Annotated in this window: 12 protein-coding genes and 2 pseudogenes; 7 read left to right on the plus strand and 7 right to left on the minus strand. The window is 69.6% G+C overall.

Annotation, left to right across the window (positions count from 1 at the left end; genetic code table 11):
* Nucleotides 1–73: 73 nt before the first annotated feature.
* The 7 genes from BBK14_RS23670 (at nucleotide 74) to BBK14_RS23695 (ending at nucleotide 6,222) form a co-directional block, all read left to right on the plus strand.
* Complete coding sequence (locus tag BBK14_RS23670) at nucleotides 74–871, plus strand: coniferyl-alcohol dehydrogenase (RefSeq protein ID WP_071065459.1); 798 nt, start codon at nucleotides 74–76, stop codon at nucleotides 869–871.
* Nucleotides 872–1,047: 176 nt separating this feature from the next.
* The gene (locus BBK14_RS23675; RefSeq protein WP_241831795.1) at nucleotides 1,048–2,238 is read left to right on the plus strand and encodes an amidohydrolase family protein; all 1,191 of its coding nucleotides are present in this window, start codon (nucleotides 1,048–1,050) and stop codon (nucleotides 2,236–2,238) included.
* Between the two features lie 98 nt (nucleotides 2,239–2,336).
* A complete protein-coding gene (locus tag BBK14_RS23680; RefSeq protein WP_071065461.1) occupies nucleotides 2,337–3,563 on the plus strand; it encodes a cytochrome P450 in 1,227 nt (408 codons plus the stop codon).
* 1 nt (nucleotide 3,564) lies between these two features.
* Nucleotides 3,565–3,711, plus strand: coding sequence for a hypothetical protein (locus BBK14_RS39100; protein ID WP_198541410.1), 147 nt, complete (start codon nucleotides 3,565–3,567; stop codon nucleotides 3,709–3,711).
* Nucleotides 3,708–4,484 carry a hypothetical protein gene (locus BBK14_RS23685; protein WP_071065462.1) on the plus strand — a complete coding sequence of 259 codons (777 nt, stop codon included), beginning with the start codon at nucleotides 3,708–3,710 and terminating at the stop codon, nucleotides 4,482–4,484. Before BBK14_RS39100 ends, BBK14_RS23685 begins: the two co-directional genes overlap by 4 nt.
* 59 nt (nucleotides 4,485–4,543) lie before the next feature.
* Nucleotides 4,544–4,945: a nuclear transport factor 2 family protein gene (locus tag BBK14_RS23690; protein ID WP_071065463.1), complete on the plus strand. Its 402-nt coding sequence runs from the start codon at nucleotides 4,544–4,546 to the stop codon at nucleotides 4,943–4,945.
* A 236-nt stretch (nucleotides 4,946–5,181) separates the two neighbouring features.
* Nucleotides 5,182–6,222 (plus strand): LLM class F420-dependent oxidoreductase, encoded by a 1,041-nt coding sequence (locus tag BBK14_RS23695; protein WP_071065464.1) that lies wholly within the window; start codon nucleotides 5,182–5,184, stop codon nucleotides 6,220–6,222.
* Nucleotides 6,223–6,303: 81 nt separating this feature from the next.
* On the opposite strand, the gene BBK14_RS40525 is transcribed toward BBK14_RS23695, so the two are convergent.
* The 7 genes and pseudogenes from BBK14_RS40525 to BBK14_RS41400 all read right to left on the minus strand — a co-directional run bounded on the left by BBK14_RS40525 (nucleotide 6,304) and on the right by BBK14_RS41400 (nucleotide 12,547).
* Complete coding sequence (locus BBK14_RS40525) at nucleotides 6,304–6,975, minus strand: ABC transporter substrate-binding protein (RefSeq protein WP_338045494.1); 672 nt, start codon at nucleotides 6,973–6,975, stop codon at nucleotides 6,304–6,306.
* Nucleotides 6,906–7,469 carry a hypothetical protein gene (locus BBK14_RS40530; protein ID WP_241831796.1) on the minus strand — a complete coding sequence of 188 codons (564 nt, stop codon included), beginning with the start codon at nucleotides 7,467–7,469 and terminating at the stop codon, nucleotides 6,906–6,908. Before BBK14_RS40530 ends, BBK14_RS40525 begins: the two co-directional genes overlap by 70 nt.
* A 285-nt stretch (nucleotides 7,470–7,754) precedes the next feature.
* A pseudogene (locus tag BBK14_RS23705) lies at nucleotides 7,755–8,360 on the minus strand (CoA transferase); the annotation flags it as partial.
* An 82-nt stretch (nucleotides 8,361–8,442) separates the two neighbouring features.
* Nucleotides 8,443–8,799, minus strand: coding sequence for an RNA-guided endonuclease InsQ/TnpB family protein (locus tag BBK14_RS23710; RefSeq protein WP_241831797.1), 357 nt, complete (start codon nucleotides 8,797–8,799; stop codon nucleotides 8,443–8,445).
* 264 nt (nucleotides 8,800–9,063) lie between these two features.
* A pseudogene (locus tag BBK14_RS23715) lies at nucleotides 9,064–9,681 on the minus strand (lipocalin family protein); the annotation flags it as partial.
* Nucleotides 9,682–9,989: 308 nt separating this feature from the next.
* On the minus strand, nucleotides 9,990–10,184 hold the full coding sequence (locus BBK14_RS23720; protein ID WP_071065466.1) for a hypothetical protein: 195 nt from the start codon (nucleotides 10,182–10,184) through the stop codon (nucleotides 9,990–9,992).
* A gap of 122 nt (nucleotides 10,185–10,306) precedes the next feature.
* Complete coding sequence (locus tag BBK14_RS41400; RefSeq protein ID WP_071065467.1) at nucleotides 10,307–12,547, minus strand: ATP-binding protein; 2,241 nt, start codon at nucleotides 12,545–12,547, stop codon at nucleotides 10,307–10,309.
* Between the last annotated feature and the right edge of the window lie 227 nt (nucleotides 12,548–12,774).

The following is a 12,774-nucleotide window of genomic DNA, read 5'->3' on the forward strand; positions in this document are numbered from 1 at the left end:
ACGGTTCCCGCGGGCCGGCCCCGCGACGGAGCCAGGCGGCGCCGGCACCACAAATCGTCCCGATGGAGGTCCCGTGGGAAACCCCTTCAGTTACCAGGACAAGCGGGTCGTCGTCACCGGCGGTGCCTCCGGTATCGGCGCCGCTCTGCTCGAGCTTCTCGGTGACCTCGGCGCGCCGCACGTCACAGTGATCGACCGGAAGCCGCCAGCCGCTGCGGTGGATCGTTTCGTCGAGGCCGATCTGTCCTCCCGGGCGGGCGTCGACGCCGCCGCGGCGGCGATCGAAGGTCCGGTGGACGTCCTGTTCAACAATGCCGGGGTTGCCGGTACGCAGCCCGCGCCTGTGGTCTTTAGCGTGAACTACCTGGCGGTCCGGCGGCTGTCGGAGCGGCTCGCGGGACGGATACCGGCCGGCGGAGCCGTCGTCATCACCTCGTCGATGGCGGGGATCGGCTGGCAGGCGCACCAGGACGAGCTGGGCAGGCTGATGGCGATCGGCGACTGGGACGAGGCGCTCACCTGGCTGGACACCCACCCCGAGCGGGCCGGCGACCCGTACGCGCTGTCCAAGGAGTGCACCCAGCTCTACACGCTCCGCGCGGCCCGCGCGGCCAGCCGGGCGGGGACCAGGATCAACAGTGCCTGTCCCGGCGCCACGAGCACGCCGCTGCTCGGAGACTTCCGGTTGACGATGACCGACGAGATCATCGACTGGTCGGTCCGGCAGGGCCTCGGACGGCCGGCCTCGCCCCGTGAGGTCGCGCAGATCCTCGCGTTTCTCGGCTCGGACGCCGCCGGCTACCTCAACGGCGTGAACCTCCCGGTGGACGCGGGCCTGCAGGCGGCCCTCGCGACGGGCCAGACCGACTAGCCGGGACGGGACAGACCGACTGGCCGGGACGGGCCGCTCGGCCCGGCGGGCCGCCTCCAGTCGAAGTCGCGGTTCGAGGGCCGATATATCTCGACATCGGTGTCGACTTCGATATTCTGGCGGCGCCGCGTCGGGCGTCAGGCCGCATGAACGACGATCGGAATGCGAGACGGACCGTGACGAATAAGCCCACCAAGCCGTGGATCTTCGACTTCGACAACCACTACTACGAGGCAGAGGACGCCTTCACCAGGTACCAGGACCGCTCGCTGCGTAACCGCGGTGTCCGGTGGGCCGAGGTGGACGGCCGGCGCCGCCTGCTCGTGGGAGGGACGCTCAACTCCTACATCGCCAACCCGACCTTTGATCCCGTTGCGAAGCCGGGCGCGCTGTACGACTGGTACCGGGGCAACCCGCGCCAGCAGCAGATCAAGGATGCCTTCGGGGAACTCGAGCCGCTGCGGCCGGAGTACCGCGACCGCGCGCGTCGCCTCCAGCTGATGGATGAGCAGGGGCTGGCCGGCATGCTGCTGTTCCCCACGCTCGGGGTGGGCGTCGAGGACGCTCTCAGGCACGACCCGGAGGCCGGGGACAAAGTCTTCCGGGCGTTCAACCGGTGGCTGGACGAGGACTGGGGCTTCAACTACGAGGGCCGGCTGTTCGCCGTGCCCTACGTTCCCCTGCTCGACCCCGTGGCCGCCGTCGACGAGCTGCGACGGGTGATCGAGGCCGGAGCTGTCGTGGTGAACGTCCGCAACGCGCCGGTTCCGGTGCCCGGTGGCTTCCGCTCACCGTTCGATCCAGTGTACGACCCGTTCTGGGGGCTGGCCGCCGAGGCCGGGATCGTCGTGGCGACCCACGCCGGCCTCGACGGCTACGACACCCTGGTACAGATGTGGGAGCCGGGCGGTGCGGAGAGCTCGCTGTTCCGCTCGCCGTTGCGCGGCATCGTCACGAAAGGCCGGGCGGTCAGCGACTTCTACGCCGCCGCGGTCTGCCACAGGATCTTCGACCGCTTCCCCGCGCTGCGGTTCGCCAGTGTCGAGAACGGTGCCGCGTGGGCGCCCGAACTGCTGCACCGCCTGGACGACGCCGCCAACCGGAACCCGGGCTACTTCCAGGACCACCCGAGGGACGTGTTCGGTGAGCACGTGTGGATCACTCCCTTCTGGGAGGACCGCGTCGACGAGCTCGTGGCCGATGTGCGGGTCGACCGTCTGCTGCTCGGGTCGGACTGGCCGCACGCCGAGGGCACCCGCGCGCCCGCCGACTTCCTGACCGAGTCGCTGGGCGGGCTGCCCGACGCCGACATCCGGCGGATCGCCCGCGAGAACGCCCTCGATGTCATGCGGATCTCGCTCGACTGACCCGGCCGGAGCTGCGCGGCCGGCCTCGCGAACGGACCGACCTGCTTTCCGCCCGGCGTCAAGCGCCCTGCCTGATCGACGACTTCGGAGGAACCGACATGGATATCGCGGCAGCGGCCACCGTCTTCACGGATCCGCGGGCGTACGCCGACAACGAGCGCTTCCACACCGCCACCGCCCTGCTGCGGCGTGAGTCACCGGTCCACCGTGTCGAGCATCCGAACTTCAACCCGTTCTGGGCCGTCACCAGGCACGAGGACGTCATGGCGATCTCCCGCGCCTCCGACATCTGGATCAACGAGCCCCGGCCCGCGCTCGGCCCCAAGCCCAAGGACGCCGACCGGGAGAACATCCCGATCCGGTCGCTGGTCCAGATGGACGCCCCGGACCATCCGGTCTACCGCCACGTGAGCGCGGACTGGTTCAAGCCGGCCGGTGTCCGGCGGCTGCGCGACCGCATCGCCGAGCTGGCGAAGCGCTTCGTGGACCGCATGGCCGACCAGGGCGGCGAGTGCGACTTCTTCGCCGACATCGTCTCGCACTACCCGCTGTACGTGATCCTGTCCCTGCTCGGCCTGCCCGAGGAGGACTTCCCCCGGATGCTCAGGCTGACCCAGGAGCTGTTCGGCGCGGACGACGAGGACCTGGCCAGGAACCAGGACAAGCAGGCGCAGATGCAGACCCTGATCGACTTCTTCAACTACTTCCAGGCGCTGATCCAGGACCGCCGCGCGAACCCCACCGACGACCTGGGGTCGGTGATCGCCAACGCCACGATTCGCGACGAACAGATCGGCGAGCTCGAGGCGGCCGGCTACTACACGCTGATCGCGACGGCGGGGCACGACACCACCAGCGCCGCGCTCGCCGGCGGACTGCACGCCCTGCTGGAGAGCCCGGGTCAGTGGCAGCGCCTGGTCGACGACCCCAGCCTGGTGACGACCGGTGTCGACGAGATGATCCGGTGGGTCTCCCCTGTCAAGCAGTTCATGCGTACCGCCCGCGAGGACACGGTCGTACGCGGCGTCGAGCTCGCGGCGGGGGAGTCGGTCCTGCTCTCCTATCCGTCGGCCAACCGGGACGAGGACGTCTTCGACAACCCGAACACCTTCGACGTCGGGAGATCCCCGAACCGGCATGTCGCCTTCGGGTTCGGCGCCCACTACTGCCTGGGCACCCACCTGGCCCGCCTCGAGGGCCAGGCGCTCTACGCGGAACTGGTCCCCCGGGTGCGGTCGATCGAGCTGGCCGGAACGCCCGAGTACATGGAGGCCCTGTTCGTCGGGGGGCCGAAGCGGCTGCCGATCCGCTACACGATGGCCTGACGTGGGCGGCTCCACGCTTGTCGACGAGCTCGCGGTCCAGGCGACCCTCGCCCGCTACTGCCACCGGTGCCACGACGAGCTGGTCAGGCTCGACGGCGAGTGGCGGATCGCCCGGCGTGACGCGCTGCGGATGGACAGGCCCGCGTGACCGCCGCGGCGCACCACTTCGCCCGGCTGCTGGCGCTCGCGCTGGAGCCGGGCGGCCCGCCCGTGACAGCCACGGCGCCCGTGCGCCCGGAGTCGTTCGCGCCCGGGACTACCCGCGTCCGGGCCTCGGTGCTCCTCGCCATGGTGGACATCGTCGCCGGGCAGACGCCGGACGGGCCGGGCAAGCCGGCGGTGGGGGCCACCATGGACCTGCGACTGGTCCTCCTCTCGTCCCCTCCGACCACCGGCCACCTGCACTTCCGGTGCGAGCCGCTGCGGGTGGGCCGCCGGTTCGTCGTCGCCGAGACCGAGCTGTTCTCCGACGGTTCGCCCCTGCCGTTCGGCCGGGCCGTGTCGACCTTCGCGGTGCTCGATCTCGGAGCCGGGATGCCCGTGGGCGCCTCGCGGGTCGTACCGGTCGAGGGAGGTTCGTTCGACGCGTTCCTGGGGGCCCGCGTGCAGGACGAGCACACCCTTGTCCTCGACTCGTCGCCGAGGCTGGCCAACGGCCCGGCGGGCACCCTCCACGGCGGCGTCCAGGCGCTGGCCGCCGAGCTCGCGGCGCAGCGCGTGGTGAGTGGGCGCGATCGTGGCCTCGCGGTTACCGACCTGGACATCCGCTATCTCGACCGTCTCCGCGTCGGCCCGCTCACCGCGTCCGCGCGGCAGGTGCCGTCCCGGACCGGCGCCCCGGTAGCAGTCGTCCGGCTTGGCGACGCCGGTTCCGGCGACCGTCTGATCGGCCACGCGACGGTCTCCTTCGGACAGCTGTGAGGCACGCCCGTTCCCGACGTCGTCCGCCCTCGAGCTGAGGGCGGCCAGGAGGAGTTCTGATGCTTCCCTCTCCGGAGGACCAGGTGGCGATAGGCGACCTGCTGGCCCGGTACTGCCTGACACTCGACCTCGACGATGTGGCGGGCTGGGTCGGTCTCTTCGTCGAGGACGGCAGCTACCAGGTGTACGGGCGTTCCTTCGACGGGCATGAAGGGCTGCGCGCGATGATGGCCGCGGCGCCCGGTGGACTGCATCTGGGCGGCTCGCCGGTCATCGAGATGCTGAGCGCCGACGAGGCACGCACCTCCCGGAACCTGCTGTTCGTCAGCCGTGCGGACGGCGTCTCGCGCAGTGCCGTCCACACGGACGAGCTCGTCCGGACGGCTGACGGCTGGCGTATCAGACGCTGCAGGTGCCGGTTCATCACGGCGGCCGGTCTCGCGGACCGGCCTGAGCGCTAGCCCCTTCCTCTCCTGCCTGTGACAGCACCGGCGCGGTGGGTGGGAGAAGCTGGAGGGCGACGTCGATTCTTGAATTTCCGGTGTCGGGCCGGTCCGGCTCGGGACACGGCTTCGCCCCGCAGCCGTGGCGCCGTCGCCCCGCGCGCCGGCAGGACGGGCGAGGATGGCCGTCCCACAGTCCGCACAGGACGCCGGTTGCCCTGGACATCCGGCCCGAGGACGGAAGGCGGAACTGCATGCGGATCGGAATGCCGCTGGACTACAGCGGTGGGTTCACGGAGGCGGTCGCAGCGCTCGGCGACTACGAGAAGGCGGGGCTCGACATCGTCTCCGTCCCGGAGGCGTACTCGTTCGACGCGGTCAGCCAGCTCGGATTTCTCGCCGCGCGCACGGAGCGGATCGAGATCGCCTCGGGCATCCTGCCCATCTACACCCGCACGCCCACGCTGACGGCGATGACCGCGGCCGGGCTCGACTTCCTGTCCGGTGGGCGGTTCACCCTCGGGCTCGGCGCGTCCGGGCCGCAGGTGATCGAGGGCTTCCACGGTGTGCCGTACGACGCTCCGCTCGCCCGCACCCGCGAGGTCGTCGAGATCTGCCGGGCGGTGTGGCGGCGCGAGAAGGTCGAGTACGCGGGCCGGCACTACACCCTGCCGCTGCCACCTGAACGGGGCACCGGCCTCGGCAAGCCGCTGAAGATCATAAATCGGCTGGTTCGGGAACGGATCCCGATCGTCCTCGCCGCGATCGGCCCGAGGAACGTCGAGCTGGCCGCGGAGATCGCCGAGGGCTGGGAGCCGCTCTTCCACCACCCGGAGAAGGCCGGCGAGGTGTGGGGGCGGGCGCTGGCCCAGGGCAGGGCGAAGCGCGCCCCGGAGCTCGGAGAGCTCGACGTCGTCGTCGGCGCGCCGCTCGCGATCGGCGAGGACACTGACGGCCTGCTCGACCTGATGCGTCCCGTGTATGCGCTCTACATCGGCGGGATGGGCGCCAAGGGCAGGAACTTCTACAACGACCTCGCTCGGCGGTACGGCTACGTCGCCGAAGCAGAGCTCATCCAGGAGCTCTACCTCGCCGGGAAGAAGAAGGAGGCCGAGGCGGCGGTCCCCGGCGACCTGCTGCGGGCGACCGCGCTCGTCGGCCCCGCGGGCCACGTCAGGGAGCGGTTGGCCGCCTACGCGCAGGCCGGTGTGACGACGCTGAAGGTCACCCCGCTCGCCGCCGACCATCGTTCGCGGGTGGCCGCGATCGAGCAGCTGCGCGAGTGGGCCTCCTGACGCCCCGGCGCGTCCGTCCACCGGTCGCGGCGGCTGGCCGGCGGGACCGCCGGCCAGCGCTTCCACGGATCTGTCCACGGTCTAGTCGAAGGACGTCAGCGTCGGGTCGGTCCAGTCGCGGTTCGCGTTCGACCAACAGACGAACGGCTTTTCCGCCGTTCCACCCACCAGATTGAACTTGCCTCCCTTGACCTGCACAAAGCTGGCGCATTCCTGGGCGGGTCCGTGCGTCTTCGGGTCGGCCTGGGTCGGGCTGTCGTGCATCCGGGTCCAGTCGATGGGCGGCACCAGGCCGCCCGCGGTGAAGTCGGTGATCTTGTTCGTTGCATCGATCACACTCTGCCGGGTGAACGAGGGCCCGGCTGCCAGAATCCCCTGGTAGGCGATGTCCGCGTTGATCCAGCCGATCATCGCGACCTCGCTGATCTCCGCGCCGGTCTCGCCCATCCACTTCTGGAAGTCGGCGAGGCCGCTGTCGCCCGGGTCCGCCTGGAAGGGCCGGAAGGAGACCTGCACGATGTCGCCTTCGAACAGGCCGTCGGCCTCCCGCACGAACTTCTCGTCGTAGGTGTTCGGGTGAAGGATCCTGACGTCCGGCATGCCCTGCCGCTGCAGCTCCTGCGCGAGCGTCTTCTGGCCGTTCAGATCGAAACAGCTCACAATCATGTCGACGCCCGCGCGCTTCATCGCCGACACCTCGGGCCCGATTCCGTTGGGAAGACCGAACGCGAGTGCGTCGTTGAAGTACACCACCTGCTGGCCGTCTCGGGGGCGTACAGCTCGATTGAGTCCCGGACAGACTGGGCGCACCGCTTCGAGGAGTCGGAAATACCGTAGCCCATGGCCGCAATGCGCGTGGCGCCGACGATCTTGGCGCCGTAGGGGTAGTAGCGGGCGGTGCACTCAAGGCACGTGATGCCGACGTTGCCCCAGATGTCGTCGTGGCCGACCATCGCGGCCGGTTGGATCGCCCACACGTACTGCGGGATTCCCGCCTTCGCCAGGTCGCCCCACCCGGTGGGAAGCTGGGCGGCGCTGAACGTGCCGAACGTGTCGTTCGCGGTGATGATCTGCAGCGCACTCTGCTGGTTCTGACCCAGCTGGTCGTCGATCTTACTCGTCAGTTTCAGCTGCCGGCCGTGCACGCCGCCTTCGCTGTTGCGGAAGGCGAAGTACGCCTCGATTCCCTGGGCGAAGCAGTCGTAGATGCAGGCTCCGGTCGGATTGTTCGTCTTTGTCGCCAGCATCGAGAAGTTGACCGCGTCGGCGGTGACGCCTGGCGCCCCGTTCGCCGGGGCCGGTCCAGCGGTGCCATCACTCTCGGTCGAGTCCCCCCGCCCGAGTTCGAACAGGCCGCCGCCGTCGCGAGCGCCAGCGCGACCAGGAGTACCGACAACCGGCGTAGACCGGCGTGTAATCGCTTCATGAGAATCTGGTAGTCCTTCGGATCTCACGCCTGAAGATTTAGTCTCCGAGCGCCATCTGATTCTGACAGAGGTCCGGACGATCGGACCGGGTGTCCGTCTGAGCGGTCACGCGACGACGCCGCGGATTCGCAGGTCGATGACGGCTTCCATGTCGAGGCCGATGTCGGCGAGGATCTCGTCGCCGTGTTCGTTGAACTCCGGGGCGCGGCCGGCCGCGGCGGGCTGCTCGTTGTACTGCATGGGCGCGGCCACCAGCTCGAACGGAGCGCCGGTCGCCGACTCGCACGGCTGCAGGTAGCCGTTCGCGGCGGTCTGCGGATCGGCGGCCGCCTCGAGGGTGTCCTGCACGACCGCCCACTGCCCGCTGAACGGTTCGAGCCTGCGGCGCCATTCGTCCACCGGCCGCTCGGYGAACGCCAGGGTGAGGTGGGCGGCGACCTGCCTGTGGTTGGCCATGAGCGACCCGTGGTCGGCGAAGAGCGGGTCGGTGGCCAGCTCCGGGCGGCCGATCACCGCACAGAGCTCGGCCCAGTACCTGCCCGCCTGCAGGCAGCACAGCATGAGGCCCCGGCCGTCCTTCGTGCCGTACGTGGCGACCAGCGGGTTCCTGCTCATGTCCTCGACCGGCGGGGCCTGCCATGGCCGCTTGAGCAGCAGGGACAGCGCGATGGCCTGCCCCATCGCCCACATCCCGGTGTTCAGCAGGGAGATAATGAATCATTTAGATAGAAGCGATGGATCTGCGCTACGGTCGAGCCCTTGTGGCTACTCGACGGCTGGAGCCGTCGGCTTCTCAGGCCGCTTCCGTGGCCTGACGGGCCAGCCCGACCCGAAGGATGTTGATCGCCGCGTTCACGTCGGCGTGCGCGGTGTGCCCGCACGCGACACAGACGAACGCGGCCTGTGTTCTGCGGTTGTCGGCGTGGCAGTGCCCGCAGACCGCACACGTGCGGGAGGTGTTGGCGGGGTTGACCTCGACGACCGTCCGTCCGGCACTTTCAGCCTTGGCGCGCAGCACAGCGAGGAACACCCCCCATCCCGCGTCGAGAACGCTCCTGTTCAGCCCGGACTTCGCCGCCTGCCCGTTCGCCAGGAAAGCTCCGGGCCGGTCCGGGTCGGGTCTCGGCACGGCCCGGCGGCCAGTCGGCACCGGGGGTCCACGTGCCGAAGGTGGCCGAGCTCGTGGCCGCTCAGCTCCGGTGGTGGATCGTCACCAGCGAGCTTCGCGACGGGGGGAGCTTCCGCGCAAGTCGGACATGCTCGCGGAGTTCAACGCCTCGACGCACGCCTTCCATCTCCGCCTCACCGAGCTGTGCGGCACACGCCGTGGGCCCCGGAACCCACGACTACAAGGCATGACCGGACAGGGCGGGCCTGCGACCGCGGGCCCGCCCCTTTTCGGCTGGTGCCGCTGTTACAGACCCAGGGCCTCCTTCACCGAATCCCATACGTAGCCCTTGCCGGGCATGTCGATGTAGGGGATCACCTCGGCGTATCCCAGGCCGGTGACGGACTGGCCGTTGATCGTGCCGCTGACGCTCGAGGTGCCCTCCCAGTACTGGCCGACGGGAACGAGGTCGCTCCACACCTCCTGGTCCGCCAGTTGCGGTGTGACAGTCAGCGAGCCGTCCGGGATGTCGATCTTCCAGCCATGTGGATACGTGATCCCGGTGTGTGGGCTGGTCCAGGTACCGAGCGTGGTCTGGCTGAGCTGGGCGGCCGGGAGATTGGTGGTGCTCCCGTCCGGCCTGACGAGCGTGCCGACCGTCTGGACATAGTTGTTGTTCTTGTCGCGGATGAAGTAGAGCATGTACTGGGTGTTGTTGGAGAGCTGCAGGCTGAACCATTCCCAGCCGCCCTCGCCCGGGTTCCAGTTGCCCCACTGGTGGTCCTGCCAGGCGGTGCCTGTGACGTTCACGGCCACGCCGTGGTCGAAGAGGACTCCGCTGGCCTTGAGGTTGGTCTGCGAATAGTAGCCCGACTGGCCGAACGGTCCGTAGCCGATGACACCCGAGTTGCCGTGCAGTGCGGCCGGCGTCGACGTGCGCGGATTCGTCTTTCGGTAGCGACACCGGGCCGTATGTCAGTGCTGAGGCCGCGGGCGTCTGGACCGCGAACAGCAACAGCAGGCCGGACAGTGCCCCCAGGAGCAGGCCGGACACCCTCCTTTTCCGTAATCGCCGCATCCGGGATCCAGTTGACGAGGTCATCGTTCGCACCGCCCTTTCGAATGGATGAGAAGAGTGCGGAACGGGTGCTCCGCACGTGGTCGGCCAGATTTGTCGGGCTTCACGGCGCGGCCGAGCCGCATCCGTCTCCGGACGATGTCCCGTCGTTTCTTCAAAGCTCTCGGCGACAGCCGAAAAAGGACCGGCCGGCGTCGAGAGAAAAATCCGCGCGGGCGTGGATGAAGGCGACCTTCTCATGGTTCCGGTCAGGGTGGCGGCTGAGCGCGAAGCCTGCCTGTTCGTCCTTACCGTCGAACCAGAACTGGTCGTAGGGGTCCGGATGGTCATCGCCGGCATGCGAGATCATCCGTCGGGATGGACCCTGACGGATACATCTAGATTTTTCAAGGAGGTTCGGGAGTCCTTGATCCGCCGCCGCATGGATCACCGGCGGGCCGGTGGCGCGGCACAGGCCACCCGCTACCGGCGTCAGGTGCCGCCCGCATGCTGGCCGGCCAGCCAGGAGGCGACCTTGCCCCGGGAGTGGAACCCGAGCTTGGTCAGTACCTGCTGGACGTGGGTCTCCACGGTGCGCAGCGAGATCACGAGCCTTGCCGCGATCTCCTTGTTGGTCAGCCCCTGGGCGACGAGACCGGCTACCTGGCGTTCCCGGCGGGTCAGTCCGGCCGCGGCCAACCGGTCGCCCGCGGCGGCGCCGATCACCGGAGCCGGCTGGCCGTCCACGTCCACGTCCACGGTTGCGGTTGCGGTTGCGGACGGGGTGATCTCGACGTCGCCCAGGCCACAGGCACACGCGCCCTCGAGTGAGAGTTCGGTGCCGCGCGTCCAGATGGCGTCGAACGCGTGGTGACCGAGCACCCGCCGGGAGTCGGCCTCGCTCTCCCGGCGGAACCGGAACAGGCCCGGAAACGCCGTGGTGGACGTGCCCATCCGTGCCCACAGCCGATCAGCCGTGCCGAGCAGTACCGCGGTCGTCGCATGCCGGCCGCGGCTGGCCTCGATCCAGGCGATGGCCTCCAGGCACAGCGTCAGGCTCAGCTGGTCGGACCGGCTGCTCGTGGCGGAGAGGGCGTCCCGCGCGATCGACAGGGCGGCTTCGGGATCGCCGGCGCGCCAGGTGGCGACGGCGTAGGCCCAGGCAGTGTACGAACGTAGGCACGGATCGTGCTGCAGTTCGGCGATCTCGGCGCACTCGGCGTGGTAGGCCCGCGCGGTCTCGGGGGTCGCGCTGAGCGCGGCGGCCACCGTGAGCAGCGCCAGCGTCTCGAGCTGGCGGTTGATGTCGCCGGCGACGCGGAACTGCGCCAGCGCCTGTTCAAGGTGGTCGATCGCGCCGGACCGGCCGGTGTACAGCGCGTCCATCCCGCCGAGCTGGATGATCAGCGCGGAGGCCGAGAGATCGTGTGTCTCCGAGACCAGGTCGGCGCCCTGCCGGAGGATCCGGGCCGAGGCCGCCGGGTCACCCTGCAAGGTCGCGAGCCAGCCCGCGGCGTGAACGGCCCGGATGCGGTCATGGATGCTTCCGCCGCCGTGGTCGAGGAACCGCRCCAGCCAGGTCCGTCCCTCGTCGAACCGGCCGTCGGCCACCCAGTAGCGATGCAGCGACCCCGCCAGCGCGAGTCCGCGACCGTGGTCGTTCGCCTCGGCGCAGTACTCCATCGCCCGCTGCAGGTTGGCGTGGTCCCGGCGAAGGCGGCTCAGCCACGCCCGCCGATCGGCCCCGAGCAGCCCGGCCTCCGCCCGGGTCGACAGATCAAGGAACCAGTCGCGGTGAGCCCGTCGCAGGGCCGCCTCCTCACCGCTGCTCTCGAGCCTCTCCTGCCCGTACTGGCGGAGCATCTCCAGGAGCCGGAACCGTGCGTTCTCCGGACCCGCCTCGAGGGTCAGGATGGATTTGTCGACCAGCGACAGGATCAGGTCCAGCACGGGTTCGGCGAGCCCGGAAGCCCCGCAGACCCCCTCCGCCGCGTCCAGCTCGAAACCGCCGGAGAACACCGAGAGCTGGGTCCACAGACGCTGTTCCGGCCCGGTGCAGAGCTCGAAACTCCAGTCGATACAGGCGCGCAGTGTCCGCTGCCGCTCCGGAACCCGACGGCCGTCGCGGCGCAGTATCCGTGTGTTCTCGGTAAGTAGTCGCAGGACRTCGGCGGGCAACAACGCGCGGATCTTGACGGCAGCCAGCTCGATGGCGAGGGGGATTCCGTCCACCAGGCGGCAGATGCCCCAGACCGCGGCGCGGTTGTCCCTGGTGAGGTCGAATCCGGAGCGCACGGCACGGGCCCGCTCCAGGAAGAGCGTGACCGCGTCACAGCCGGACACGTCGACTCCGTCGAGGTCGGTCTCCGCCGGCACCGGGAAAGGCGCGACAACATAGGTGCTCTCGCTGTCGATTCGCAGCGACTCCCGGCTTGTCGCGAGAATGCGGAGCCCCGGGCAACCGCGCAACAGGCTGTCCACCAGGTCGGCGCACGCGTCCGCCAGATGCTCGCAGTTGTCGAGCAGGATCAGCAGCTGCTTCTGGGCGAGATGGCCGCGCAACGTCTCCAGCACGCTCTGATCGGTCGGAGGCGGGCAGCCGAACGTCGCCGAGACCAGGTGCGCGAGCAGGCCCGGATCACGCAACTGGGCCAGCTCGACCCACCACACCCCGTCGGGGAACGCGTCACGGACGTCCGCGGCCGCGCGCAACGCCAGCCGGGTCTTCCCCACGCCCCCCCGCTCCGACCAGCGTCACGAGCCGGGACCTGCCGAGTAGCCGCCTGAGCTCCGCGCGTTCGGCCTGCCTGCCGACAAAGCTGGTCAGCTCGGCGGGTAATCCCTCGTTCGAGAACCGCGGCGGCGCGGGCATGGGCCATCTTTTGCAGGCACCGCGCGGGACGTCAAGCCGCCGAGTAATCCCCGTAGTAATTCCCGTAGTTCCACTGAAGACGTCCCCG

Source organism: Parafrankia soli (assembly GCF_001854695.1).
GTDB lineage: Bacteria > Actinomycetota > Actinomycetes > Frankiales > Frankiaceae > Parafrankia > Parafrankia soli.

Bases quoted from the DNA above. Each gene is read 5' to 3' on its own strand.
- BBK14_RS23680 (WP_071065461.1), top strand. From the start codon at position 2,337: ATGGATATCGCGGCAGCGGCCACCGTCTTCACGGATCCGCGGGCGTAC.
- BBK14_RS23695 (WP_071065464.1), top strand. From the start codon at position 5,182: ATGCGGATCGGAATGCCGCTGGACTACAGCGGTGGGTTCACGGAGGCG.
- BBK14_RS40530 (WP_241831796.1), bottom strand. From the start codon at position 7,469: ATGCTGGCGACAAAGACGAACAATCCGACCGGAGCCTGCATCTACGAC.
- BBK14_RS23690 (WP_071065463.1), top strand. From the start codon at position 4,544: ATGCTTCCCTCTCCGGAGGACCAGGTGGCGATAGGCGACCTGCTGGCC.
- BBK14_RS23720 (WP_071065466.1), bottom strand. From the start codon at position 10,184: ATGATCTCGCATGCCGGCGATGACCATCCGGACCCCTACGACCAGTTC.